At 62.5% G+C, this 23,375-nt stretch carries 20 protein-coding genes and 3 tRNA genes; 11 read left to right on the top strand and 12 right to left on the bottom strand.

Annotated elements, in window-relative coordinates:
* Both GBB14_RS10140 and GBB14_RS10135 read right to left on the bottom strand, forming a co-directional pair.
* Positions 1-973 (bottom strand): ABC transporter permease (locus GBB14_RS10140; protein ID WP_151550548.1); only part of this gene is annotated, 973 nt, incomplete at its 3' end.
* 3 nt (positions 974-976) lie between these two features.
* Entirely contained in the window at positions 977-2,650 is a 1,674-nt protein-coding gene (locus tag GBB14_RS10135) for a TIGR04028 family ABC transporter substrate-binding protein (RefSeq protein WP_151530465.1), read from the bottom strand.
* Between the two features lie 130 nt (positions 2,651-2,780).
* Between GBB14_RS10135 and GBB14_RS10130 the strand changes: the two genes are divergently transcribed.
* Positions 2,781-4,643, top strand: a complete 1,863-nt coding sequence (locus tag GBB14_RS10130; protein ID WP_151530466.1) for an FAD/NAD(P)-binding domain-containing protein — start codon at positions 2,781-2,783, stop codon at positions 4,641-4,643.
* A gap of 11 nt (positions 4,644-4,654) precedes the next feature.
* Complete coding sequence (locus GBB14_RS10125) at positions 4,655-5,041, top strand: globin (RefSeq protein ID WP_151530467.1); 387 nt, start codon at positions 4,655-4,657, stop codon at positions 5,039-5,041.
* On the opposite strand, the gene GBB14_RS10120 is transcribed toward GBB14_RS10125, so the two are convergent.
* From GBB14_RS10120 to GBB14_RS10645, 3 genes are read right to left on the bottom strand one after another with little or no spacing between them, the layout of a single operon-like run.
* Entirely contained in the window at positions 5,038-5,664 is a 627-nt protein-coding gene (locus tag GBB14_RS10120) for a hypothetical protein (protein ID WP_151547660.1), read from the bottom strand. The two genes, GBB14_RS10125 and GBB14_RS10120, sit on opposite strands and share 4 nt — an antisense overlap.
* 15 nt (positions 5,665-5,679) lie before the next feature.
* Positions 5,680-6,147, bottom strand: a complete 468-nt coding sequence (locus GBB14_RS10115) for a thioesterase family protein (protein ID WP_151529744.1) — start codon at positions 6,145-6,147, stop codon at positions 5,680-5,682.
* Positions 6,148-6,191: 44 nt separating this feature from the next.
* Positions 6,192-6,362 (bottom strand): hypothetical protein, encoded by a 171-nt coding sequence (locus GBB14_RS10645; protein ID WP_192796116.1) that lies wholly within the window; start codon positions 6,360-6,362, stop codon positions 6,192-6,194.
* On the opposite strand from GBB14_RS10645, the gene pdxY reads away from it, so the two are divergent.
* Complete coding sequence (gene pdxY / locus GBB14_RS10110; protein WP_151529745.1) at positions 6,361-7,212, top strand: pyridoxal kinase PdxY; 852 nt, start codon at positions 6,361-6,363, stop codon at positions 7,210-7,212. The genes GBB14_RS10645 and pdxY overlap by 2 nt on opposite strands.
* Positions 7,213-7,329: 117 nt before the next feature.
* Here pdxY and ettA read toward each other — a convergent pair whose 3' ends face one another.
* The 3 genes from ettA to GBB14_RS10095 form a co-directional block, all read right to left on the bottom strand.
* Positions 7,330-9,000 (bottom strand): energy-dependent translational throttle protein EttA, encoded by a 1,671-nt coding sequence (gene ettA, locus GBB14_RS10105; RefSeq protein WP_151529746.1) that lies wholly within the window; start codon positions 8,998-9,000, stop codon positions 7,330-7,332.
* Positions 9,001-9,145: 145 nt separating this feature from the next.
* Complete coding sequence (locus tag GBB14_RS10100) at positions 9,146-9,598, bottom strand: single-stranded DNA-binding protein (RefSeq protein ID WP_151529747.1); 453 nt, start codon at positions 9,596-9,598, stop codon at positions 9,146-9,148.
* 160 nt (positions 9,599-9,758) lie between these two features.
* The gene (locus tag GBB14_RS10095; RefSeq protein WP_225976623.1) at positions 9,759-11,963 is read right to left on the bottom strand and encodes a cytochrome c oxidase assembly protein; all 2,205 of its coding nucleotides are present in this window, start codon (positions 11,961-11,963) and stop codon (positions 9,759-9,761) included.
* A 172-nt stretch (positions 11,964-12,135) separates the two neighbouring features.
* Between GBB14_RS10095 and GBB14_RS10090 the strand changes: the two genes are divergently transcribed.
* The 4 genes from GBB14_RS10090 to orn all read left to right on the top strand — a co-directional run bounded on the left by GBB14_RS10090 (position 12,136) and on the right by orn (position 14,790).
* Positions 12,136-12,209, top strand: a tRNA-Arg gene (locus tag GBB14_RS10090).
* Between the two features lie 148 nt (positions 12,210-12,357).
* On the top strand, positions 12,358-13,281 hold the full coding sequence (locus GBB14_RS10085) for an ornithine cyclodeaminase (protein ID WP_151529748.1): 924 nt from the start codon (positions 12,358-12,360) through the stop codon (positions 13,279-13,281).
* Between the two features lie 20 nt (positions 13,282-13,301).
* Positions 13,302-14,102: a mycolate reductase gene (gene cmrA, locus GBB14_RS10080; RefSeq protein ID WP_151529749.1), complete on the top strand. Its 801-nt coding sequence runs from the start codon at positions 13,302-13,304 to the stop codon at positions 14,100-14,102.
* A 43-nt stretch (positions 14,103-14,145) separates the two neighbouring features.
* Complete coding sequence (gene orn, locus GBB14_RS10075; RefSeq protein ID WP_151529750.1) at positions 14,146-14,790, top strand: oligoribonuclease; 645 nt, start codon at positions 14,146-14,148, stop codon at positions 14,788-14,790.
* Positions 14,791-14,851: 61 nt separating this feature from the next.
* Here the strand turns inward: orn and GBB14_RS10070 are convergent, their stop codons facing one another.
* Positions 14,852-16,471 (bottom strand): aspartate:alanine exchanger family transporter, encoded by a 1,620-nt coding sequence (locus GBB14_RS10070; RefSeq protein WP_151529751.1) that lies wholly within the window; start codon positions 16,469-16,471, stop codon positions 14,852-14,854.
* 295 nt (positions 16,472-16,766) lie between these two features.
* Here GBB14_RS10070 and GBB14_RS10065 point away from each other — a divergent pair.
* A tRNA-His gene (locus GBB14_RS10065) sits at positions 16,767-16,839 on the top strand.
* A gap of 262 nt (positions 16,840-17,101) precedes the next feature.
* On the opposite strand, the gene GBB14_RS10060 is transcribed toward GBB14_RS10065, so the two are convergent.
* A complete protein-coding gene (locus GBB14_RS10060) occupies positions 17,102-17,917 on the bottom strand; it encodes a GIY-YIG nuclease family protein (protein ID WP_225976622.1) in 816 nt (271 codons plus the stop codon).
* A gap of 645 nt (positions 17,918-18,562) precedes the next feature.
* Between GBB14_RS10060 and GBB14_RS10055 the strand changes: the two genes are divergently transcribed.
* A complete protein-coding gene (locus GBB14_RS10055) occupies positions 18,563-19,870 on the top strand; it encodes a hypothetical protein (RefSeq protein ID WP_151529753.1) in 1,308 nt (435 codons plus the stop codon).
* A gap of 103 nt (positions 19,871-19,973) precedes the next feature.
* Positions 19,974-20,987: an LLM class flavin-dependent oxidoreductase gene (locus GBB14_RS10050; RefSeq protein ID WP_225976621.1), complete on the top strand. Its 1,014-nt coding sequence runs from the start codon at positions 19,974-19,976 to the stop codon at positions 20,985-20,987.
* A gap of 76 nt (positions 20,988-21,063) precedes the next feature.
* Here GBB14_RS10050 and GBB14_RS10045 read toward each other — a convergent pair whose 3' ends face one another.
* Positions 21,064-22,317: an Ig-like domain-containing protein gene (locus tag GBB14_RS10045; RefSeq protein WP_151529755.1), complete on the bottom strand. Its 1,254-nt coding sequence runs from the start codon at positions 22,315-22,317 to the stop codon at positions 21,064-21,066.
* A 386-nt stretch (positions 22,318-22,703) separates the two neighbouring features.
* On the opposite strand from GBB14_RS10045, the gene GBB14_RS10040 reads away from it, so the two are divergent.
* A tRNA-Lys gene (locus GBB14_RS10040) sits at positions 22,704-22,776 on the top strand.
* A 163-nt stretch (positions 22,777-22,939) separates the two neighbouring features.
* Here the strand turns inward: GBB14_RS10040 and GBB14_RS10035 are convergent.
* Entirely contained in the window at positions 22,940-23,347 is a 408-nt protein-coding gene (locus GBB14_RS10035) for a hypothetical protein (RefSeq protein ID WP_151529756.1), read from the bottom strand.
* Positions 23,348-23,375: the final 28 nt, after the last annotated feature.

Raw genomic sequence — 23,375 nt, 5'->3', positions numbered from 1 at the left:
GGGCTGCGAGGGGCTCGGCGGCGGGTCCGGTACGGGCAGTGCGCACCGTGCGCAGGCGTGGATCAAGGAGCGGGTAACACAGATCCACGATGAGGTTGATCAGCACAAACAGTGCCGCGGCGAGCACCACGATGGCCATGAGTACAGGGGTGTCGCGATTGGATACCGCGTTCACGGTGAGCGCTCCGATACCGGCTCGGCCGAAGACGGCCTCGGTCACCACCGAGCCGCCGATGAGTTCGCCGAAGATCATGCCGGCGATGGTGAGGGTGGGAAGCAGCGCATTGCGCATGATGCCGCGCCACAGCACCCACCGTTCGGTGGCGCCGCGGGCGCGCAACACGGTGACAAAGGGGCTGGACTCCACCTCATCGATGGAACGGATGAGCACCTGCGCCAGGGGCGCGGCCACGGGAATGGAGAGGGTAATCACCGGCAACACCAGCTCGTGCAGGGCGGAGCCGCCGATCACCGGGATGATGGCGAAGCGGAAACTCAGCAACTGAATGAGCACGATGCCGACGAAGAAAGTAGGGGTAGAGGCAAAAAGGGGCGGCAGCGATCCGGCCAAAGCCCGCAGCCAATGGAAGGGGCCGAAGGTGGCGGCGGTGGCGATGAGCACCGCCAGCACCACGCCGAGAAGAAAGCCGCTGATAGCCAGAGCCAGGGTGTGCGGCAGCGCCTCGCCCAAGAGGGTGGACACGGCACTGCCTTGGGCCACCGAGGTGCCGAAGTTGCCCGTGAGATAGCCGCCGAGGAGCACGAAGAACTGCACCACCAGGGGCTTATCCGCGCCATAGGAACGACGAATCTCCTCCACCTGCTCCGGTGAGAGACCGAGCTCGGGGCTGGCATAGCGGGCTTCGATGGCATCGCCGGGCAAGGCAGCGAGCAGCACGAAGGCGGAGATGAACACCAGCAGTATCACGGTGAAGGCCTGGAAGATGCGCGATAATACAGCAGAGCGAGTCATGATCTAGTTCTCCTTCGGGGCGCTCAGGCTTGTGGCATAGAACCACGGGCGGGCGGTGGGGCCGGTCTGGAAGTCCCGCACGTTATCGCCGAGGGCGAATACTTGGGGCTCCTCAAAAAGCGGCAAGGCATAGGCTTTGTCCGACACATAGTTCTGGCTCTCGCGCACCACGCGCTCGCGGGCGCTCGAGTCCGCGGTGGCCGAGATGGCGTTCATCAATCTTTCGAGTTCGGGATCATGGATCTCACCCGTCTCCGTATCGCCATTGAGCAAGACATTGCGTTTCTCCGAATGCCAGAGGGAGGTCACCACGTCCGCATCGGCACGGCCCACGATGTGATGGGCCAATTGAATCTTCTCGATGTCCTTAGCCGCGGCGGTTTGGGCGGCATAGTCTCCCGGGTAGAGCTGCAGGTCTACCCCGATACGGCGCAGCTGTGCCTGCATCATGGTCACAATCTCCTTCGAGCGTGGCTGCGGCACCGCCTCGTTGACCGTGAGGCTCAGGCGCTCGCCGTCCTTCTCCCGGATGGCGCCTGAGCTCGCGCCTGCGGGCAGCTGCCAGCCGGCCTCGTCGAGCAGCTGCCGCGCCGCCTCGGGGTCGTAGACATAGTGCTCGGATTGATCCTCATAGCCGCGGGCCTCGCTCGAAAGCGTGGAGGTGGCCAGCGGATAGGAGTCGGTGAACAAGGTGTCGAGGATTTCCTCCCGGTTCACGCCCTTGATCAGCGCCTCGCGGACTCGCTGATCCGCGAGATAGGGGTGGGCGAAGTGAAAGTTGATGGAGTTATTCATCCCGCCGGTGCCGCCGGCATGGATGCGCACCCCCAGCTCCCGGAAGCGGCGCTCATCGGGTGCTTCCACCTGGCGAATCACGTCGGCCTGGCCAGCGAGCAGAGCACCGGTGCGCACCGAGTCCTCTGGGGCGGTGACGATGGTGAGGGTGGTGAGCTTCGCTGGGCCGTGATGGGAGGCCGCCGGCGGACCCCAGTCATAGTCCTCGCGCCGCACCAGACGAATCTGGGTGCCCAGTTCCTCCTCCTCGATCACGAAGGGGCCGCTGGCCACCACGTTCACCGCATTGCCGGGGCCGAAGCCCTCGGCGTCGCGACGCAGCGTGGCAGTCGACAATAACCCAGCATTCAGGGTGGAGGTGGCTTGCGCGAAGCCCGGCGCGGGGGCGGAGAAGTGGAAGCGCACGGTGTGCTCATCGAGCACCTCGCCGCGCTCATAGTTGTTGATCTGCTCGCTGGGCGGCAGGGTGCGCTCGGCGTCGCCGCGCCCGAAGAGATCAAAGTTGGCCACCACATTCGCGGCGTCGAGGGCGCTGCCATCGGAGTAGGTCACGCCCTCACGTAGCCGGAAGGTGTATTCGGTGGCGTCTTCGTTGATCTCGGGCAGCTCCGTGGCGATCCACGGGTGCAGCTCGAGGGTCTCGGGGTCTTGCCATAAGAGGCGATCGGTGATGTTTCCCACGATGCCCCCATTGGGGTAGAAGCCCGCGGTCGGCGGGTAGAGGCTGGTCCACGGAGCCGAATCGGCATAGGTCAGCTCCGCGGCGGCGGCGCGATCATCGGGGTTGGCTTTGAGGGGGGCGGCACAGCTGGCGAGCATCAGCATGGGAATCGCGAGCGTGGCAAGAAGCGGGGCGAGATGAGGGCGTCGTGAGGGTGTCATGGACGGAGCCTTCCTATGCGATAAACACAACAGCAGGTGCCCGCCAGGCGCGGCCCCTCAGCCTCGCCGCGGCGCGCACAGCACGATATTAGACTGGCCATTCTATTTATAAAGAACTAATCTGTCTATTATGGGTATTTCACACTCGGCTCACGCTCACCCCCGCAACATCGCCATCATCGGAGCAGGACCCCGCGGGATCTCCCTGCTTGAGCGGCTATCCACGGCTCAGCGCCACAGCGATCAGCCCACCCCCTTGACGGTGCATCTCCTCGACCCCCACCAGATCGGGGCGGGGCAGGTATGGCGCACCGACCAGCCACGGACCATGTGCATGAACACCCTTGCCGATGCTGTCACCCTCTACCCCGACCCTGACGCCAGCGTCGGCATTCCGCCACGCACCGGCCCCACCATGTATGAGTGGATCCGCGCACAGCTGCAGGACCCAGACGCGCGGGCGAGCAAGTTCTGGGAGGAGATGCGCGCCACCAAACCGGAGTCCAATCCCAGCCGCGCCCTCTACGGCGAGTATCTCCGTGCCGTCTACCAGCAGCTGCGCGACACCCTGCCAGAGACGATGACTGTGCGCGAGCACCCCCATGCCGCCACCGCCATCGAGCCGCAGGGCTCCCAGGATCTGATAACACTCGCCGATGGCACTACCCTGCTGGCCGATGCCACCGTGTTGGCCCTCGGCTGGGACACCCCGGCTCCCTCCGCCGAGGAGGAGGCCCTCGCCCAAGCGAGCGGCCAGTGGATCGCCCCGGGCAACCCCATTGATCAGGATCTCTCCCCCATCGTCGCCGGCGAGACCGTGCTGGTGCGGGGGTTAGGCATGAGTTTCTTCGATTCCCTCCTGCTACTCACCGAGGGACGCGGCGGCCGCTTCGTCTCTGATACCTACCGGCGTTCGGGGCTGCGTTATGAGCCAAGCGGCGAGGAACCGCAGGTGGTGGTGGCCAGCGGCCGCGGCTATCCCTATCTGCCGAAATCGGAGTACCACTCCCTACCCCCTGCGCCACATAATCCCCGCACCCGCGCCGTGATCGCCGAGCTATCGGAACGCACCGGTTTGGGCTGCATCGATTTCGGCACCGAGGTCCTTCCCGCACTGTTGCGCGATGCCCACGAGGCCTACTATCTCACCAGCCGCCCTGCCCGTGTGGAGGAAATTCTCCAGCTCATCGATAGCACCACCGATCCTCGGCTTTTGCCGGAACAGATCGCACCGCTTCTTGACGCCACCTCTCGACCCTTCGATCCCTTCGCCTACTCCCAGCCACTGGCGGGGCTTCGCATGGATCCGCCCGCGCTGACCGAGCACATCGCCGCAAGCCTTAGCGGCGATATCCACGAGGCCGAACGCGCGCGCGAATCCGCCTTCAAAAATGGCATGTGGGCCCTGGCCGCCTCCCGCAAGGCCGTGGGCATTCTCGGCGAACACGGCCGCTACACCCACGCCTCCCGCACCAGCAGCCTCCGCGAATTTATGGCGCTGGGCCAGATGGCGGGATCGGGGCCGCCGCTGTTTCGCACCCGGCAGTTGCTGGCGCTTATCGACGCCGGCCTCGTGGAGTTTCTCGGCGCCACCCCACAGGTGAGCACCACCGAGACCGGCTTTCGCATGTCCTCTCCCACCACCCGCGACGCCCGCGAGGCCCGGGTGCTTCTCGACGCCTTCGTGCGCAACCCCGATATGGGCAGATCCGCCTCGCCTTTGGTGCACTCAGTGGGCGCGAGGGCTCGGCTCTTCCGTTTTGACGACGGCAGCGCCTCGCGCTCGTGGGAAGTCGATCCCCAGACGGGCCGCGTTATCGGCAGCGCGGGCGAGCCCGATCCCCGGCTGCATGCGGTGGGCATTCCCTTGGGAGCGTTTCTCGCCGACACCACGATCTCGCCGATGCCGCGTACCGACCCCACTATGCTCCAGGAAAGCGACCGGGTGGCGCGCTCGCTGCTGCGCATCGCCTGCGACTCTCCGGGCACCTAAAATGGATAGACATGACTGAACCGCGCAGCGTCTTCGAGGAGATCGGCGAGGACACCTTCGATCGTTTAGTCGCCGGCTTTTATGCCCGCGTGAAGGAGGATGACATCCTCGGGCCCATGTACCCAGCCGAGGACATGGCGGGAGCCGAGTGGCGGCTAAAAATGTTTCTCATCCAATTCTGGGGCGGCCCGGGCGAGTATTCCGCCCAGCGGGGGCATCCGCGGCTTCGCATGCGCCATGCGCCTTTTCAGATTGATGCGGCCGCCGCCGAGCGCTGGCTGGAGCTGATGAAAGCCTCCATGGATGAGCTATCCCCCGAGCAGCTTTCCGACGCCCACCGTGCCGCGGTGTGGGAGCACATGGTGCGGGTGGCCTATATGCTGGTCAATCACACCTAGAGCAGGCTGGTGAGGGAGTCCGCACCGGCCCGGTACCACACCGAGCCATAGTAGGCGTCGATACGCACCCACCTGCCCGAGCGCGACACCAACAAACGATTATGACTGGGCTCGGAGGTATCTGTGGGGATAAAGGCGAAGGCGTTGAGCGCGAATACCGCGCGCATCGGCACCTCCACCGTGATCTCGCCGGCGCTGCAGCTGATCACCGTGGAGTTGAGCAGGGATACTGGCGGCCCCATGGTGGTAGAAAATTGCTTCGCCAAGCCGCGCCCGGATTCCACGAGTTGCCGTACCGCGGCTCCGGGGATGGATTCGATGAGCTCCCACCCGTCCTCCGGGGGCAGGGCGCCCGGCCATGACAGGGCGCCGCCGGGGGCGGGGCTGGGCTGGGGGTCTAACCCCGAGCCATCGGAGGTGAGAAGATCCTGGGCCCGATACACGGCCCCATCGCTGGCGATGGTTCCCTCCGCACGCCGTCCTGCGAGCACCGAAAAGGGGGTGTGCACAAAGCACTCCAGCCCGCCGGAGCGGCGGGCGATGCGAATATGGGCGTCACTGTCGAGCGCGAGGGCGCGCGTGACCAGCGCGAGGATTCCCTGCTGTCCTGAGGAAAGCTGCACCACAACCTCGCCGCTCTAGTTACTGCCGTCCGAGATCGCCTTGGTCTCCTCGGCGCGGGTGAGCACGGAGATCTCCCGCTCACTAATCGGTCGCGGGCTCGAGGTGTGCAGGTCCATCGCGATCTGCACGACTTCGATAATGCAGCAAATCTTGCCGTGGCGATCCTTCAGCTTCTGCCGCGAGGTAAAGGAGGTGTGTCCGATGCTAATGACTTGGGTATCCACCGTCACCGCCGTGGTGTCGGTGAGCACCGGGGCGAGATAGTCGGCATCAAGGCGACGCACGAACACGGTGGGGATCTCGAGGCCGCGGGGCACGAACTCGTCGATAGCAAAACGCATCCGCGCCTCCTGAGCAATCTCCACATAGATGGAGTTGCTCATGTGCCCGAAGCGGTCAAAGTCGGTCCAGCGCACCGGAATGGCGCAGGAATGAATGGGGCCGGGCGTGGAGCTTTCCACATGGGCGGCTGTTTCGGTCATCGTGGTTACCTTCTTACATACAATGCGTTCGCTCAGGTGCGTACTTAGGCCATTGTGCCAGTGCGGGCGCGCCCGTGCACGAGATTGGCGCCCACGATTGACAGCGGCGCCACCGGCTCGGCGATCTTCGCCGTTGCGCGCCCCATCTCGCAGCCCGTGGTGTGGGCGCACCCATTTTTCTTTTCCCGCACGTTCTCGAGCACAATAGAGAGCATGAACATCCTGTCAATCCAATCGCACGTCACCTATGGGCACGTCGGCAATTCCGCCGCCGTGTTCCCGCTCCAGCGCATGGGCCACGAGGTGTGGGCTATCAACACCGTGGAGTTTTCCAACCACACCGGCTATGGCGCCTGGCGCGGACCGCTGATGCCCGCCTCTGATGTCACAGACATCGTCACCGGCCTCGAGGAGCGCGAGGTACTGGGCTCGGTGGATGCCGTATTGTCTGGCTACCAAGGCGGCCCCGACATCGCTGATGCGATTCTCGACGCCGTGGAGCGAGTGAAAAAGCACAACCCGAACGCCATCTACGTGTGCGATCCGGTGATGGGCAATGCCAAGTCTGGATGCTTCGTCTCCGACGCCATCCCGCCGCTGCTGCGCGACAAGGTGGTGCCGCAGGCCGATGTGATCGTGCCCAACCAGTTCGAACTGGGCTACTTGGTGGACCGCGAAGTCTCCGATCTGGATTCCACCCTCGCCGCCGTGGACGCTGCCTTCGATCTTGGCCCCTCCGCGGCACTGGTGACCTCCGTGGAGCGCCCCGACCGCGAGGAGGGCACCGTGGAGATGCTGGCCGTCGATGAGAAGGGTGCCTGGCTGGTCACCACCCCGAAGCTGCCGATTAAGATCAACGGCTCCGGCGATGTCACCGCCGCGCTCTTCACCGGCCACTACACCGAGGGCCGTGACGCCGCCGCCGCACTCGCCGCCACCACCTCCTCCATTTTCGACCTGGTGGAGGCGACCTACACCGCGGGCAGCCGGGAGCTGAAGCTCATCGAAACCCAGGATGCCTTCGCGCACCCGCGCATGCAGTTTGAGGTGCGCCAAGTGCGCTAACTAGCTTTCGTCTCGAAACGACAACCACCGCCGCTGAGCTGCTATCCAGCTCGGCGGCGGTGGTGTTTTCGCGGCAGCACCGGCCCCACTGCGGGGCGGGTGCTTGGGCCTCGGTGTCTAACGAGAGAGCTTGCGGTGGGTCACACGCGAGGGGCGTGCGGCCTCCTGGCCGAGGCGCTCCACCTTGTTCTTCTCATAGTCCTCGAAGTTGCCTTCGAACCAGAACCACTGGCCCTCGGCGATATTGCCTTCCCAAGCCAGGATGTGGGTACAGGTGCGATCCAGGAACCAGCGGTCGTGGGAGATCACCACGGCACAACCGGGGAACTTCTGCAGCGCGTTTTCCAGCGAGCTCAGGGTTTCCACATCGAGGTCGTTGGTCGGCTCGTCCAGCAGGATCAAGTTGCCGCCCTGCTTCAAGGTCAGGGCAAGGTTGAGGCGGTTGCGCTCACCACCGGAGAGCACCTTGGCCGGCTTCTGCTGGTCCGGGCCCTTGAAGCCGAACGCAGACAGATAGGCGCGAGAGGGCATCTCGTTTTGGCCGACGTGAATGTAGTCCAGGCCATCGGAGACAACCTCCCAGACGGTCTTTTCGCCGTCGATGTTCTCGCGGTTCTGGTCCACATAGGACAGCTGCACGGTCTGGCCCACCTTGACCTCGCCGGAGTCCGGCTCCTCGAGACCAACAATGGTTTTAAACAGCGTGGACTTACCCACACCATTGGGGCCGATCACGCCCACGATGCCGTTGCGCGGCAGGGTGAAGGAGAGATCCTTAATCAGGGTGCGACCATCGAAGCCCTTGGTGAGGTTGTGCACCTCCACCACCTGGTTACCCAAGCGCGGCGGGGTGGGGATCTGAATCTCTTCAAAGTCGAGCTTCTTGTACTGCTCGGCTTCCTTGGCCATCTCCTCGTAGCGCTCCAGACGGGCCTTGTTCTTGGCCTGGCGGGCCTTGGCACCGGAGCGGACCCACGCCAGCTCGTCCTTGAGGCGCTTGCGCAGCTTCGCGTCCTTCTTGCCGGCCACCTCGAGGCGCTCGGCCTTCTTCTCCAGGTAGGTGGAGTAGTTGCCCTCGTAGGGGTAGAGCTTGCCGCGGTCGACCTCGCAGATCCAGCCGGCCACGTGATCGAGGAAGTAACGATCGTGGGTCACGGCCAGCACGGCGCCGGGGTAGTCCGCCAGGTGCTTCTCCAGCCACAGCACGGACTCGGCGTCCAGGTGGTTGGTGGGCTCGTCCAGCAGCAAGAGATCCGGCTCGGAGAGCAGCAGCTTGGCCAGGGCCACGCGGCGGCGCTCACCACCAGAGAGGTGGTTGACGGGCTCATCGGACGGCGGGCAGCGCAGGGCCTCCATGGCCTGCTCGATTTTGGAGTCCACTTCCCAGGCGTCAGCGGCATCCAGCTCCTCTTGGAGCTTGCCCATCTCTTCCATGAGCTCATCGGTGTAATTGGTGGCCATCTCCTCGGCGATGGCCTCGAAGCGCTGCTTCTTTTCGAAGATGCCGCCCAGGCCCTCTTCCACGTTCTCGCGGACGGTCTTTTCCTCATTCAGCGGCGGCTCCTGCTGCAGGATGCCGACGGTGGCACCGGAATCCAGGAAGGCCTCGCCATTGGAGGGCTGGTCCAGCCCGGCCATAATCTTCAGAATCGAGGACTTACCGGCGCCGTTTGGGCCAACGACACCGATCTTCGCGCCCGGATAAAAGGCCATGGTGACATTGTCCAGAATGACCTTGTCACCATGGGCCTTGCGGACGTTTTTCATGGTGTAGATAAACTCGCCCAACTTATGTAACTCCCTATTAAATCTGACGTGCACGTTAAGTAATCAGCAGCCACCTCAGCCCAAGCAGTGGGCAGGGCTAAAACGCTGCTAGCCGCCTTAAAGGGTACATGAGTTCCAGCGCGGGCACCTACATTGCACCACGAGGTTAGAAGGGCACGGATTCGGCCTCCTCCCCCAGCGCTTTCGCGGCGGCGGCGCGATTATCCGCGGCGGTATCCGCCACGCTATCCTCACTGCCCGCACCGACGCGCAGCAGCGAGCGGGTGACATCGCTGCCGACAAACTGGGCCTTAAACTTCACCTGGCTGCGCTTGGAGGTCACCCCATTGTCCTCCACCTCCCAGACGTCGGTATAGAAGTGGCCGACAAGAATCACGCTCATGCCGCAGCGCAAGGCGTGTGCGGCTGGGGAGGCGATCCGGCCCCAGCATTCGACATCCACCCACAGCTCGCTGACTTGCTCCCAGTCTCCCTGCTCATTTTGGCGAGATTTGGAGGAGCAGACGCGAAACTTGGTGAGTTCCTTGCCGCTGGGAAATAGCCGGTATTCGGGCTCGGTGCCGAGATTGCCCATCAGAGTGGTTTGGATCATTGGCATAGCTGCACGGTCCTTTCTGGTGTTCTGTATTGCGTGCGATCACCAGAGTGGCCCATCCGCCCGACCGTCGGCCCGAGACAGCGCGAGGACCTGTGGATAACCGCCTCGCCCACCCCCACGGGGCTGAGGTTATCCACAGGCCATATGCGAAGACCCAGCGTTAGCGGCGGCGCGGCCGCGAAATATCCTTGTTGTGGTAGTCGTCCTGCCTATCCTCGCCGCGGCTGACCTGCTGCAGCCACTGGTTATAGGCCTCGAGCTGCTCATCGTCGGTGGCATCCGCCTGCGTGTCATACGCGCGGGACTCGCGGCGATCTGCGGTCAGCCACTTGCGCAGCACCACAATGTAGACGATCACCAGCGGGAATGCGCCGGATGCCCAGGCGATGCCGCCGCCCACGGTCTGATCCCAGAGCAGGTCCACCTCCCAGGGCAAACCAAGGGTGCTGTAGAACTCCTCGCCCATCACCTGCTGGGTCTGCATGAGATAGACCGCGAAGTACATGTGGAAAGGAAGCGAGAAGGTCAGCCACGCCGTCTTCGACATGGGCGAGCGCTGCACCGGCAGCGGGTCGGTGGCCATGATGTCCCAGTAATACATGTAGCCCGACCACAAAAACAGCACATTCATGCTCAGGTGTCCGGCGTGCTCGGAGATCGCCACCTCGTACAGGCTCGGCACCAGATACATCAGATAGAAGATCACGAGGAACTGCACGGTGTTAAACACTGGGTGCACCACCACCCGCAGCACGGGGTTATCGAGGGCGATCTCCGCGAATTCATAGAGTCCCGGCACCTCGCTTGTCGACGGCTCATTGGCTTTCAACGCCAGCTGCAGCGGATAGCCCAGCACCCAGAACACGGGGATGGTCATGGACAGGATCATGTGTCCGACCATGTGCATCGAGAAGGTGGCCGGGATATTCATGCCGATACCCGAGCTCATGGTGATCACCAGGGTGGCGCAGCCGAGCAGGAACCAGGCGCTGCGGCGAACCGGCCAGCTCTCGCCCTTACGGCGCAGCTTGATGAGACCGTATATATACAGTCCCGCGAGGATCAGCCCGAAGGTGGCGAAGGCGATATCGAAGCGCCACATCGTCCACACATTCCAGATGGTGGGCTCCTCGTAGAGCTTGTAGCCCAGCTGGATATCCATGGTGTTGATATCCGCTACCAGCGGCGGGGGCGGCGGGGTGCGGCCCAAGGAGACGGCAACACCGGTGACCGCGCCCATCACCAGCACCTCCACGATGGCGATGCGACGGAAGGTGCGGTGATCATTCGGGTCGCGCTCCAGCCGCGGGATGGCGATGCGGCGGTGGGCGAAGCCGAAGAGGGCGAGCACCACCACGCCCACGGCCTTGGCGGTAATCAACAAGCCATAGCCGGAGGTGAGCCAATCCGAGAAGTCGATGCGCACGGCGGCGTTGAGCAGACCGGACAGCGTCATGCCGATAACAGCCACCAGCGCGAGCGGGGAATAGCGTCGAACAGCAATATCGAGGTGGGTACCCCGACGGCGGCCATGCGCGATAAGCGCCATGAGCCCGCCGACCCACAGCACCATGAACAGCAGGTGCCAGAGATAGGAGTTCGTGCCGTAGTCGTGATTACCGCCGCTGGCGGAGTGTCCCTCCATACCCAGCGGGACGATCATGAGCACCGACAGCAGCAGCCACACTGGCTGCATAATCCACTTCTTGCTCAAGAGCGCCCCCAGCCCGACGACCAGAGCGACGCAGGCCACCACAATCCAAGCCAGCGAAGTGGAGACCTGGGAGATCGCGATGGACCAATTCCCCGGCTTCATCGCCTGCCACAGCGGCTCGCCGGAGACATCCGAAAGATACATCGGCACCATCGCCACCGCGATCATGCCGAAGCACAGCGCCGCCACCGCGCCGGTGCGGCTGGCCAAGGAACCATCCACGCCGAGTTCCGCTACCCGCAGCCGAGTGGCCAGTTCTGATTCGCGGTGAAACTCATAGCCATAGCCGCTGGCTTGGGAGCGCTGCTCCGCCGCCGCCAGCCGGCGTTTGTCCACGTACATCTCGCTGACGTGCTGGGTACGCGGCGGGGTAAGAAAAGAGCTGAAATAAAAGGAGCCCACAGCAAGCGCGGCCAGCATCATTCCCCCGGCGCGCAAAAAGGGCAGCCCGGCGGTGGTGGCCGGGCCGGGGTCGGGAATACCCAGCGCCGCTAGGGAGGCACTCAGGAATTGCCATGAAATGAGGCCCGCAACCAGTCCTGCTGTAGTGAAAAATAGCACGTAGAGCGCCTTGCTGGGGCGCGCTGGGGAGGAAGGGGCCGAGGGTGCCGGTGCGGTTGTACCAGCGGAGATGCTCGTCGCTTCAGCCATGTTCTTAGGATAGCCGCCAGCCCGAGGATCGTTAACTGACCATGGCCTCAATTCCCCGCAGCATCTTCTAGGCCGCGTCCCGGTCCCGCCTTTTGCGCGCTGCTCAGCGCGGTGACTAACATACGTAGGCATCGCTGTGCACGCGCCCGCTCGGCGCCCCGTGCAGCGATATACCTCCGTAGCTCAGTGGATTAGAGCAGTGGGTTTCTACCCCATGTGTCGCGGGTTCGAGTCCTGCCGGGGGTACTTTTTATGGGCGATCCGCACTGCCCTCGAGAAGTGCTGCCCGCTTCCCGACGTCCCATCACCTCAAAAGCGGGGGTACACAGCGCATTCCCGCAGGCTGAGACATGTGTCACCTTGATGCCCGGAGTGTTTTAGTAAGCTCGACGGCATGCTCATTATTGATCACGACACAGTCGAAGCCCATTTGCCCAGCCCCGCCGCAGCCGTGGAGTCCATTAAAGAGGCATTGATCGCCATCGCTGATGGCTCGGCCAACACCGTGCCGAAGATTCAGGTGAGCGCCGGCGAGGGCCGCTCCTATTCCAACTCGATGCCCGCCGCCTGGCCAGATCGCAATCTTTTTGGCACCAAGTGGGTGACACTCACCCCGAACAACCCGGAGAAGGGCCTGCCCTTCGTCCAGGGCAGCGTGCTGCTCTCCGATCCGGATGATGGCTCCACCCTCGCCATTCTCGACGCCGCCCCGCTGACCGCTTTCCGTACCGCCGCAGTCACCGGCGCCAGCCTCGCTATCGACGGCGGGGAGCGCCGAGATGTGACCTTCCTCGGCACTGGGGTGCAGGCCCGCTCGCATGCCAAGATTCTCGAGGGACTCGGCTATGAGGAGATGACCGTGTGGGGCCGTAGCTCCTCCTCCCTCGACGCGCTGATGGAGTGGGCCGCCGAGCACACTCCCGGCATCACCTTGAAGCCCACCTTGGATCGCGATGGTGCGATCCGCGACGCCGGGGTGATCATCACCGGCCTCGCCATGCGGGTACCGGGCCAGGAGATCACCTCCGCGCAGGTGCGCGATGATGTGACCCTGCTGCCGCTGGACTATGGCACCGTGGTGGGCAAGGAACTGGCCGCCGCCAGCACTCTTGTCGCCGATGATCCCACCCAGTACGAGGCACTGCGGCCGGCGAAAATCGCCGAGGACTACCCCAAGGCCACCGGCGCTACCGGCGATCTGCTGAATGGCGATCGCCCCGAGGGCATTGTGGTGGCACAGAACCTCGGCTCCGGTCTCGGAGATATCGTTATTGGCAACGACGTGCTCGCCTCCTATCGCGCCGCCAACTCCAACTAATTAGGATTCACCACCTCATCATGTCTCTTCCTCTCCCCCAACCCCAGCAGCGGGCCGTAGTCACCGGCGCCAGCCAGGGCATCGGCCGCGCGATCGCCCGGGATCTCGCCGCAGCGGGCCATAACCTCATTCTTGTTGCACGCCGCGAAGCCGTGCTGCAGGATCTGGCGGCAGAACTCGTCGATAAGCATGGCGTGGAAGTGGAGGTGCGCGCTGTTGATTTGGCCCGCGCCGACGCCCGCGCCGAGCTGGTGGATGAGCTGGCCCAGCGCGAGATTTCCATCATCATCAACTCCGCCGGCATCGCCAGCTTCGGCGCCTTCCGCGATCAGGACTGGAACTATGAGCAGGATCAGTTCGAGCTCAACGCCCGGGCCGTATTCGAGCTCACCCATGCCGTGCTGGCGGGCATGCTCCAGCGGGGCGAGGGCGCGATCCTCAATGTGGGCTCGGCGGCCGGCAATGTGCCGATCCCGAATAACGCCACCTACGTCTTCACCAAGGCGGGCGTGAACGCCTTTACCGAGGCGCTGCACTATGAGCTGCGCAAGACTGGGGTGCACTGCACCCTGCTGGCTCCTGGGCCGGTGCGCGAGGCGGAGATCGCCGAGGAGGAGAAGTCCATCGTGGACAAGGTGGTGCCCGACTTCCTGTGGACCACCTATGAATCCTGTTCGAAAGAAACCCTCGAGGCTTTGGCCAATAACCGGCGCCGCGTGGTGCCGGGACCGCTATCGAAGGTCATGAATGCGGTATCCAAGGTGGCCCCTACGGGCCTACTCGCGCCACTGATGGGTTCCTTCTATGCTCGAATGGGTTAGACATTGTTGTTCCTCTCAACCCTAGAAAGCGCCCTCCGTGACCATGTCTGAGCCGCAGCTACCCGCAAAATATGATCGCCTCGTGTGGATCGACCTAGAGATGACGGGCCTCGATCCCGCGCGACATGTGATCGTGGAGATCGCCGCCGTGGTCACCGACGCCCAGCTGAATATCCTCGGCGAGGGCGTGGACATCGTGGTGCACGCCAGCGAAGAAGAGCTGGCCCAGATGGATGATTTTGTGGCGAATATGCACGCCTCCAGCGGGCTGACCGAGGAGATCACAGCCTCCACTATCAGCCTTGCCGAGGCGGAGCAGACGGTGCTGGAGCTCGTCGCGGAGCACTGCGATCCCGAGCACCCCGCCCCCTTGGCCGGTAACTCCATCGCCACCGACCGCGCCTTCATCAAGGCGCATATGCCGGCCCTCGATGCGGCGCTGCACTACCGTATGGTGGATGTCTCCTCCGTCAAGGAGCTGGCACGGCGCTGGCAGCCGCGGGTGTACTACCACCAGCCGGATAAGGGCCTCGCCCACCGCGCGCTGGCGGATATCGTGGAATCGATCCGCGAACTCGACTACTATCGCCGCGCTCTCTTCGTGGCCGATCCCGGCCCCACATCGGAGAACTGTGGCAACGCCGCCGCTCAGGCCGTCGACCGCTACCGGGAGCATCTCGGACAGTAAAACCACCAACGCCCGCTACCCAGTGTGAAGGTAGCGGGCGTTATGTGTGTCTGTCGCGGGCCTAGACGAGCAGCAGGAAGAGCACTTGGGCGCCAATGATCTTGCCGATCATGCCTACCGGATACACCGTGGCATAGCCCCGCGCGGCGAGATCGGTGCCGGTCTGCGCGTTGAGATAGGCGATAATCGCAGGATTGGTGGAGATGCCACCGGCCATGCCCATGGTTTCATCCCATTTCGCCCCCAGCACCCACGCGCCAAGAACGGCCATGGCGATCGCTGCAACCAGCGTGAGAACCAGACCGAAGCCCACGTAGAGCAAGGATTCAACATCAGAGAGCGCCGCGGCGAAGCCGGCACCGGCGGTGGTGCCCACCCCAGCGAGGAAGAGCGCCAAGCCGATATTGATGAAGATCTTGTTGGCTTGGAAGGGCACGATCCACTGCAACCGGCCTGTGCGGCCACGCCAGCCCAAGATCAGTCCCACGAGGATGGGGCCGCCGCCGAATCCCAAGGAGAGAGTCAGCCCGCCCGGCATCGGAATCGGAATCATGCCCACCAGGAGTCCGGCGAGCAGCCCCAAGAAGAAAGGGAAGAAATCAAAGTTGCCCAGAGCGTTCTCGCTATCACCGAAGAACTTTCTCGCCTCGGCCATCTTGTGGGTCGGGGTGACGACCCGCACCTTGTCCGAGTATTCCAAACGGGTCGTGGGCGTGGGGATGAAATCGGAGTCACCGCGACGCACCCGCGCGATCAAAAAACGCTTCTCCGCGAGGCCAAGCTCGTCGATAGTGCGACCCACGATCTGCGGATTAGACACCGAGAAGCGGCGGTAATCGAGATTGTGGTCATCGATAGGAAAATGCACCTCGCGGCCCAGGATGTGTGTGGCTCGCCGGAGCTCCTCCTGCGTGCCGTGAATCAGCAGCACATCGCCGCTCGTCACCTCGGTATCCGCGGTGATGAGGGTTTGGTTCTCCGGATCCTCGTGGTGGATCAGGCGGGTCGCCACCACCTCAGCACCCGTGGGGCGCAGCACCTCTGCGACCGTGCTGGGTTCTATGGGGCCGAGCTCGAGCCCGGTGAGGTGGAGGTCCTCGGTGATCACACCGGCCTCTTTGGCGTCGGCGACGTGGTCCACCCTGCGCAGCTTCGCTCCCACGGCGGCCACGAGGATCAGGCCCAGAACACCACCCGGATAGGCCAGCGAGTAGCCGATCACTGGCAGCGCCAGCGCTTCGGGATCAGTGATACCCGAGGCCTTCATGGTTTCCACGATGGCTGCCATACCAGGAGTGGAGGTGACTGCGCCCGTCATGCTGCCGGCGCCTTGGGCGGCGTCGAGCCCTAAGAACTTCACGCCGATATAGGCCAGCACGATCACACCGGTGAGCACGAGGCCGGCGAGGGCGCTGATCTTCCAGCCACGGGAGCGGAATTCCGCGAAGAACTGCGCGCCGAAGCTCAGGCCGATGGCGTACACAAACAGCGCCAGGCCGAAGGTGTACAACAGCGGCGGGAGCTGGATCTCCGGCTCGACCGCGGAGAAAGCAATGGAGACGAACAACACGGCGGCGGAGCCGAGCGATATGCCGGCCACGTTCACTTTGCCCAGAAGATAGCCGAGGGCAAGTATCGCCATCAGCGCAATCAATGGATTGGCGGCGAGATAATCGAACACGAGGGGTCCTTGGGGAGCGCGGGGGCCCACGACAGCGGGCCCAGAAGAATATGAGGAGAGAAGCGGCGTGGGCGTGCGACACTCCCCGCTTCCCCGCCCACGCGCGGAGAATGGTGAGAGCATGCGCACCCGTAGGTTCTCAGCAGGGTTACCGTATCACTGAGTCATCCTACGTCAAGTGAGAGCGCCAGATCCCCGCTGCTTCCGCGCCAGCAATTACCCATACCAGCTGCAGTTTTTGCTTTTCTTATGCGGTGCGCTACTATAACTCTCGCTGCAGAAAACAGCAGCGATGGTGGCTGTAGTTCAGCTGGTAGAGCACCAGGTTGTGATCCTGGGTGTCGCGGGTTCGAGTCCCGTCAGCCACCCCGACGATGAGCCCTCGGCCTTGGAAACAGGGTCCGAGGGCTTGTTTTATTGCGTCACCCGGCGCCCCCGAGCAAGTCTTAGGTCTGCTTCCCGAAGAGAAGGCGTCACTGCCAACTGGCACGCACAACGGGCGGCCGACAACCTGCATGACGTCCATCCACACAATGGGGCGCGCTCATACCTGCGACCAGCACTCTCGACCGACCCCCTCACATACTGAGTACACACCCGAAGCACTGGTTCGTGTCGGCTGTGGGCTCCTCAGTGGGCAGCCTCCTCACCTATACCAATGGCTGCCCGCCACTCGTCGTTACCCCACTTCAGCGAAGCGGCTAGAAGGTCGCTGGCGAGCAATTCATTGTGGAAACGACCGAACATCGTTCCCCCCTGCCGCATCAGACGAACATTCAACTGATACGCGCTATTCAGGAGCAGCTCGATGTGCGGAAAATCAACGAGCCCAGTGAGGATGTCTTCGAGCCCCTCCATTGTGAAATACCAGCGCGTAACCTCGGTAAGAGGATAGGTACTGTTTTCGACATACCACCGCCCCTCCGGATCCTGGAGCGAGGCCAGCTCAACATCGACTCTCGCGGTATTAATGACCAACTCAATTTCAGCTGCATCATCGACCATATGTTGGCAAACGACGAAAATCTCAAGATTTCCCGCACTCACCACCAGCAGCCTTCGGTGTGATTGAGAGCGATTCGTCGCTGGCAAGCATGACACTATCCAGAGGTGTCTGTGCGTGTTGTAGGGGTCAGGCAGTGCCTCGTAGATGAACCATCCGAGGAGATCTCGGAGCACCTCATATTCGACCATCCTCGCGAGTTCTAAGAATTTTTTGCTATCCCTGCCGATGACGTTTTCCCCCGGACGCACTCGCTTCTCTCTATCCCACGGCAGGACCGTGGTGGCCCCCTCTATAGAGGTGAACTCAACATCGGCATCACCGTGGGGCCGTTGCGTATACCGAACGTTCCGGACCGATGATGCCCTTTCACTATCAGCAATAAGGGCCCTCTCTGGGTCGTCTAAATCGCCTTCCGGCAGCGGGAAAAACTCGAAAGTCACGATGTCATTCCAGCGCCTGCGGTGGGAGCGAAAGCGAGAGACCACATTCACGGATTGCCCAACGTAGACACTGCCATCGGCAAACCGAAGGCGATAAAGCCCCCTGAGACTCGACTCCCCCACGAGAATGATCGCGATTGAGTCAAGCTCCCGAACGTCATATACCCGTCCTGTCAGTTGTGTGCACTGGCCATGCTTGGATGAAGGAGACGAAAGATCCGAGGACATAGTGCAATTGTGCCTGATTGCCTACTGCCCCTCGGCGGGATAGCCACCCCTAGCGTTCTCGGCTACCGAATCCGAGCGCACTAGTTCTGTCAAGCCCCCCTGCCCGAGAAAGAATCCACTCGTCCCAGACACACCCCGCCGGCAAATGCGCCTGCGCTGGTACGCTGAAGAGCAGCACAATCACCTGTATTAGCTGCGCAAAACTAACAAGAAACGCACGTCACAGTTTCTTCCGCTTTAATAACAATCAGATAACAACTATTTGCGTTTTGTCTGCTCAAGACAGTTTCTGGGTTGCATGCTGAGAGCGGTTTCTTGAGTCTTAGTGAGTCTCGTGCACTGCACCCTGCTGTTGCTGAGCAAGGCGCATGCCACCGCGCCTTGTATTTCCGCTTTCTTTAAGGACTGAACACATTCATGCTTAAACGCGTCATATCCATCACGCTTGCCTTCATTGGCTTGCTCGTGGGCGCCGGTTTCGCCACCGGCCAGGAAACGATCCAATACTTCGTCTCCCACGGCTCCATCGGTATCGCCGGCGCCGTGCTGGCCGGCCTGCTCATCTCCATCGGCGGCATGCTCTCGCTCCAGCTGGGCAGCTATTTCCTGGCCGATGAGCACAATGAGGTATTCCAAGACATCTCCAAGAAGTGGGTCGCCCGCTTCATGGACGTCTCGGTGATGATCACCCTCTTCAGCTTGGGATTCGTGATGCTCGCCGGCGCGGGTTCCACCTTCAACCAGCAGTTCGGCTGGCCCACCTGGGTGGGCTCCACCGTCATGCTGGCGCTGGTGATTGCCTCGGGCTTCCTCGACATCAACAAGGTGTCGAACGTGATTGGCGCGCTCACCCCGGCCATGATCATCGCGGTGATCATCGCCTTCACCTACATGATGTTCAACCTGCCGGACGATCTGTCCAGCCTCAACGATGTGGCCGTGCAGGCCGAATCCCCCATCAGTCCGTGGTGGCTCTCGGCCATTAACTACGCGGGCTTGGTGGAAATCATGGCGATCTCCATGGTGCTCGTGATCGGCGGCAGCTACCTCGACCCGCGCGAATCCTCCCTCGGCGGCCTCGTGGGCGGTATCGCCTACACGGTGCTGCTGGTGATGATCTCGGTGACGCTCTTCCTCGGCGCTGACAAGGTGGAGGGCTCCTCGGTGCCCAACCTCACCCTCTTCGGGGAGATCCACCCGGTGATGGCCATTATCGCGGTGTTCATCGTTTACGCGATGATCTACAACTCCGCTATCGGCATGTTCTACGCCCTGGGCCGCCGCCTCTCCGCGGGCAAGCAGTCTAAGTTCCGTCTCTACTTCATCATCACCACCTTGGTGGGCTACGCCATCTCCTTCATTGGCTTCGGTTCCCTGATGGCGAAGGTGTACCCGATTCTCGGCTACCTCGGCCTGCTGCTCATCGCCGTGCTGGTGATCTTCTATCTCCGCGATCGCAGCAAGATTGCCTCGGAGTCGAAGCGCCGCAATAAGATTCGCGACCTCGCCTACCGTAAGCACCACCCGGACAAGGAGTTCACCGACGATCACGCAGCGGAAATGGAGAAGCTGATGGGTGATTCCCAGATCTCCGATGACTACCTCTCCGATGCGGTGCAGGAGGAAGTGACCGATTCGCTGGTGCAGGATGATTCCGTGGACTTCAGCGAAGAGGACGCCGAGCAGCTGCGCGATACGGACACCCCCGATTCCGCGAAATCCTAAAGCCCTCGCGCCGCGCGCCCGCAGCGTGGCGTCGATAAGCTGAGACTCAGGCCCACCACGTGTGGGCCTTTTCTCTACAGTGGGTAAAAGCACTACTCCCCGCATGAGAAAGGCACGCATGATTCCGCTGTCGCTCATCGATTTCGCCCTCGTCTACGACGGGGAACGGCCTCGCGATAGTTTCTCGCGCTCGGTACGGCTTGCGCAGCGCGCAGAGCAACTCGGCTATGAACGCATCTGGTACGCGGAGCACCACAACATGCCGCGTATCGCGTCCTCCGCCCCGGCTGTGCTGATCGCCCACGTGGGCGCGCACACCTCCACCATCAAACTGGGGGCGGGCGGAGTGATGCTGCCGAATCACGCGCCACTGGTGATCGCCGAACAATTCGGGGCCCTAGAGGAGATGTATCCCGGCCGTATCGGGCTGGGCTTGGGCCGTGCCCCGGGCACCGATCAGCGCACTGTGCAGGCTTTACGACGCTCCCCTCGCGCCGCCGAGCGCTTCCCCGAGGATGTCGCCGAAGTGCAGGGCTATCTCTCTGGGGAGAGCCGGATCCCCGGCGTGCAGGCCATTCCTGGTGCCGCTACTGAGGTGCCGCTGTATATTCTCGGCTCCTCCCTCTTTGGCGCCCAGCTGGCCGCACAACTCGGCCTGCCGTATGCCTTCGCCTCGCACTTCGCGCCGCAGCACCTCGATGACGCGATCGCCGTCTACCGCGAGCGCTACCAACCGAGCGCCGTTAGTCCCGACCCCTATGTGATCGCCGCAGTGAATGTGACGGCCGCCGATACCACAGCCCAGGCACACGCGGACTGGGAGCAGGTGCGACGCAGTCGGGTGAAATCACTGGCCGCCCGGGGCCGCGAGATCAGCGAAAAACAGCTCGACGCCTTGCTGCACTCCTATGCGGGCCAGCAGGTGAGCACCATGATGCGCTATACCGCGATCGGCACGAAGCCCGAGGTGCGCAGTTATCTCTCGAAGTTCCAGGAGCGCACCGGCGCTGATGAGCTCATGATCTCGCTGCAGTCACCGTCGCATGCGGCGATGCTGCACTCCATGGAGATCCTCTCCGCCGCATGGGAGCTGCCCGGCGCCGACCCAGCGCTCTAGGGGTATACACACGACAACGGCCCAGCCAGTGAATAGTTGGCTGGGCCGTTGGTCTCGGAGCGCTAGTGGACAGGGTTTACCACGAGGAGGTTTGGTCCGCGTTGCCCTTCTTCCATGTTTCCCAAGGAATATTCCAGTCGCCGAGGCCATCAAAGCCGGAGAGCTCGCCGCCGATGGTGTTTTTCACCTTCACCACATCGCCGCGCTTGACGAGCTCCTGGAACCACTTGGCGTTCTCTGGAGAGACGTTCACACAGCCGTGGGAGGTATTCGTGCTGCCCTGGGCCCACATGGACCACGGCGCGGAGTGCACATAGATTCCCGACCAGGACATCTGGGTGGCCCAGTCCACCTTCTGTCGATAACCACGGGGGCTATCCACGGCCAGGCCGAAGGTAGAAGAATCCATGATCATCGAGGGGTTCTGATCGCCGATCATGTAGGTGCCATTCGGCGTGGGGAAATCCGCATCGCCCAAGGAGACGGGCATCGTCTTGAGCACCTCACCGTTCTTGGTCACCGTCATGGTCTTGGTCGAGTCATCGACGGTGCTGATGATCTCATCACCGATGCTGAACGAGATTTCATTATCGGCGTTGCCGTACATGCCGTTGCCCAAATCGACGCCATAGATATCGGCCTTCACCTCAACCTCGGTGCCGCTGGGCCAGAACTCGGCCGGACGCCAGCGCATCTCCGAATTATTCAGCCAATAGAATGCGCCCTCTACCTCAGGGGTAGTGCTCACGGTAATAGCGTCCTGGGCGGCCTGGCGATCCGCAATCGGGGCGTTAAAACGGAAAGAGATAGTCTGGCCCACGCCCACGACCGAGCCATCCAGCGGCCCCAAGTAGACAGCCGCCCGGCCATCGGGTGCGACCGTGGTGAAACTTGCCTCGAGGGACTGACCATTCGCGGCCTGCGCATCCACGGTATAGGTGCGGTAATAGCCCAGTGGCTCTGTGACATGCCACTTCTTACCGTTGTCGCTGATCTCGGCTTCGACCACCTTGCCAGCTTCGTTCGTCATCGTCACCGACGTCAGGGTGGTGTGCTCGACAGTGACCTCGATGGGCTCCGTGGGATTGACATCCGTGGCCTCATCGCCGACATTCAGCTTCGGAGTTTCCTCCTCGCGGACCTTCTCTATCTTGGCCTGTTCGGCTGCTTCTTCTTCCGCGTTGCCGTTACCGATCGTGCATCCAGCAAGAACCAGCGAACACGACACGAGCAGCGCCATCAGCGCTCGCAGCAGCCGAGACTGAGCTGTATAACCCCCGCTGACCGCGCCCGTCAGACCACTAAAAGAGAACCGCCCTGTGCTAAACATTTCACTCCGTCGATAAACCATAGTCTCGGTGGATTGTACACGCCCCGCGCTCTCGGACCGCGTCGGAAAAACCGCTTCCCAAAACCGTGACCAAACTGTTGCTTATCGCATGCCACACACCATGTTGTCGACACTGTGTGTCAAAAATCGAGCCCCTCCCCCGAGCCTTGTCAGGCAGTTGTCGCGACACCATTATTCCGGCGAGGAGCGCCGCCCATCCCTCCCCACAACGCAGCGATACACCCGTCTCACACTACGTAGCCACACGCGACCCGCGAAGCCCTTAAATAGCCCTTGAGCTGGCGATTTTACAAGGTGTGAAACTGTTTGTAATATAACATCTCGTTGCACAGCACACCGGCCACCACGGCAGGGACGCAGAGCATGCGCCATTAGCTCAATTGGCAGAGCAGCTGACTCTTAATCAGCGGGTTCGGGGTTCGAGTCCCTGATGGCGCACTTTTTCTTTATATCCCCTCTAGGCGGTTATCACGCCTAGAGGGGATTGTTGTATCTCTGCAATGGGGTCCATGTTCCTCGATGCATGTCCCCCTATCAGGGCGAGGCAGCGCAGAAGGCAGACTGCGCCACCGGTCTCGCGGTCCCCTAGCGGCACGCTGTACTACGCCGCAGCGAAGTCCTTCTTCATTCCCAGCCCAACGTAGATCATGGCTCCAAGCAGAAGCACGATGCTGATGGTCTGGAGGGCGGCAAGCGCACCTGTGGTTTCCACCCTGCCGCCGCCGATGGCAAGGATAATCCGGCCAATCACAATGGAGGCGAGAAGAACAGTGGCGTGGGTGCGCACTGGCCCCGGGTGTTGTGCGGCGGCGAGAGCAGCGGCAATGAAGGCCACGAAGGCACTGAGGTTCAACACGATCACCGAAATGAACATAGGAACGTCTGCCGCGCTCGAGGCCACTATGTAGAGCATGACCATGATCACGATTGAGGCCAGCAGGGAGATTCCGGTGCCCCAGAAGGCAACAATGAGAGAGCGTGGGACTACGGGGCGTGCTGAGGAATTCATATATAAAACCCTAGTCCTCGCTGTTCGC

The sequence above is a fragment of the Corynebacterium sp. 51B genome, from assembly GCF_008930785.1.
In the GTDB taxonomy this organism is placed as follows: Bacteria; Actinomycetota; Actinomycetes; order Mycobacteriales; family Mycobacteriaceae; genus Corynebacterium; species Corynebacterium megadyptis.
This window is presented reverse-complemented; position numbering and strand designations above follow the sequence as displayed.

What these genes read in the sequence shown, in the direction of transcription:
- GBB14_RS10135 (WP_151530465.1), bottom strand. Translation starts at nt 2,650, where the DNA reads ATGACACCCTCACGACGCCCTCATCTCGCCCCGCTTCTTGCCACGCTC.
- GBB14_RS10130 (WP_151530466.1), top strand. Translation starts at nt 2,781, where the DNA reads ATGGGTATTTCACACTCGGCTCACGCTCACCCCCGCAACATCGCCATC.
- GBB14_RS10125 (WP_151530467.1), top strand. Translation starts at nt 4,655, where the DNA reads ATGACTGAACCGCGCAGCGTCTTCGAGGAGATCGGCGAGGACACCTTC.
- GBB14_RS10115 (WP_151529744.1), bottom strand. Translation starts at nt 6,147, where the DNA reads ATGACCGAAACAGCCGCCCATGTGGAAAGCTCCACGCCCGGCCCCATT.
- pdxY (WP_151529745.1), top strand. Translation starts at nt 6,361, where the DNA reads ATGAACATCCTGTCAATCCAATCGCACGTCACCTATGGGCACGTCGGC.
- GBB14_RS10645 (WP_192796116.1), bottom strand. Translation starts at nt 6,362, where the DNA reads ATGCTCTCTATTGTGCTCGAGAACGTGCGGGAAAAGAAAAATGGGTGC.
- GBB14_RS10100 (WP_151529747.1), bottom strand. Translation starts at nt 9,598, where the DNA reads ATGCCAATGATCCAAACCACTCTGATGGGCAATCTCGGCACCGAGCCC.
- GBB14_RS10095 (WP_225976623.1), bottom strand. Translation starts at nt 11,963, where the DNA reads ATGGCTGAAGCGACGAGCATCTCCGCTGGTACAACCGCACCGGCACCC.
- GBB14_RS10085 (WP_151529748.1), top strand. Translation starts at nt 12,358, where the DNA reads ATGCTCATTATTGATCACGACACAGTCGAAGCCCATTTGCCCAGCCCC.
- cmrA (WP_151529749.1), top strand. Translation starts at nt 13,302, where the DNA reads ATGTCTCTTCCTCTCCCCCAACCCCAGCAGCGGGCCGTAGTCACCGGC.
- orn (WP_151529750.1), top strand. Translation starts at nt 14,146, where the DNA reads ATGTCTGAGCCGCAGCTACCCGCAAAATATGATCGCCTCGTGTGGATC.
- GBB14_RS10055 (WP_151529753.1), top strand. Translation starts at nt 18,563, where the DNA reads ATGCTTAAACGCGTCATATCCATCACGCTTGCCTTCATTGGCTTGCTC.
- GBB14_RS10050 (WP_225976621.1), top strand. Translation starts at nt 19,974, where the DNA reads ATGAGAAAGGCACGCATGATTCCGCTGTCGCTCATCGATTTCGCCCTC.
- GBB14_RS10045 (WP_151529755.1), bottom strand. Translation starts at nt 22,317, where the DNA reads ATGTTTAGCACAGGGCGGTTCTCTTTTAGTGGTCTGACGGGCGCGGTC.
- GBB14_RS10035 (WP_151529756.1), bottom strand. Translation starts at nt 23,347, where the DNA reads ATGAATTCCTCAGCACGCCCCGTAGTCCCACGCTCTCTCATTGTTGCC.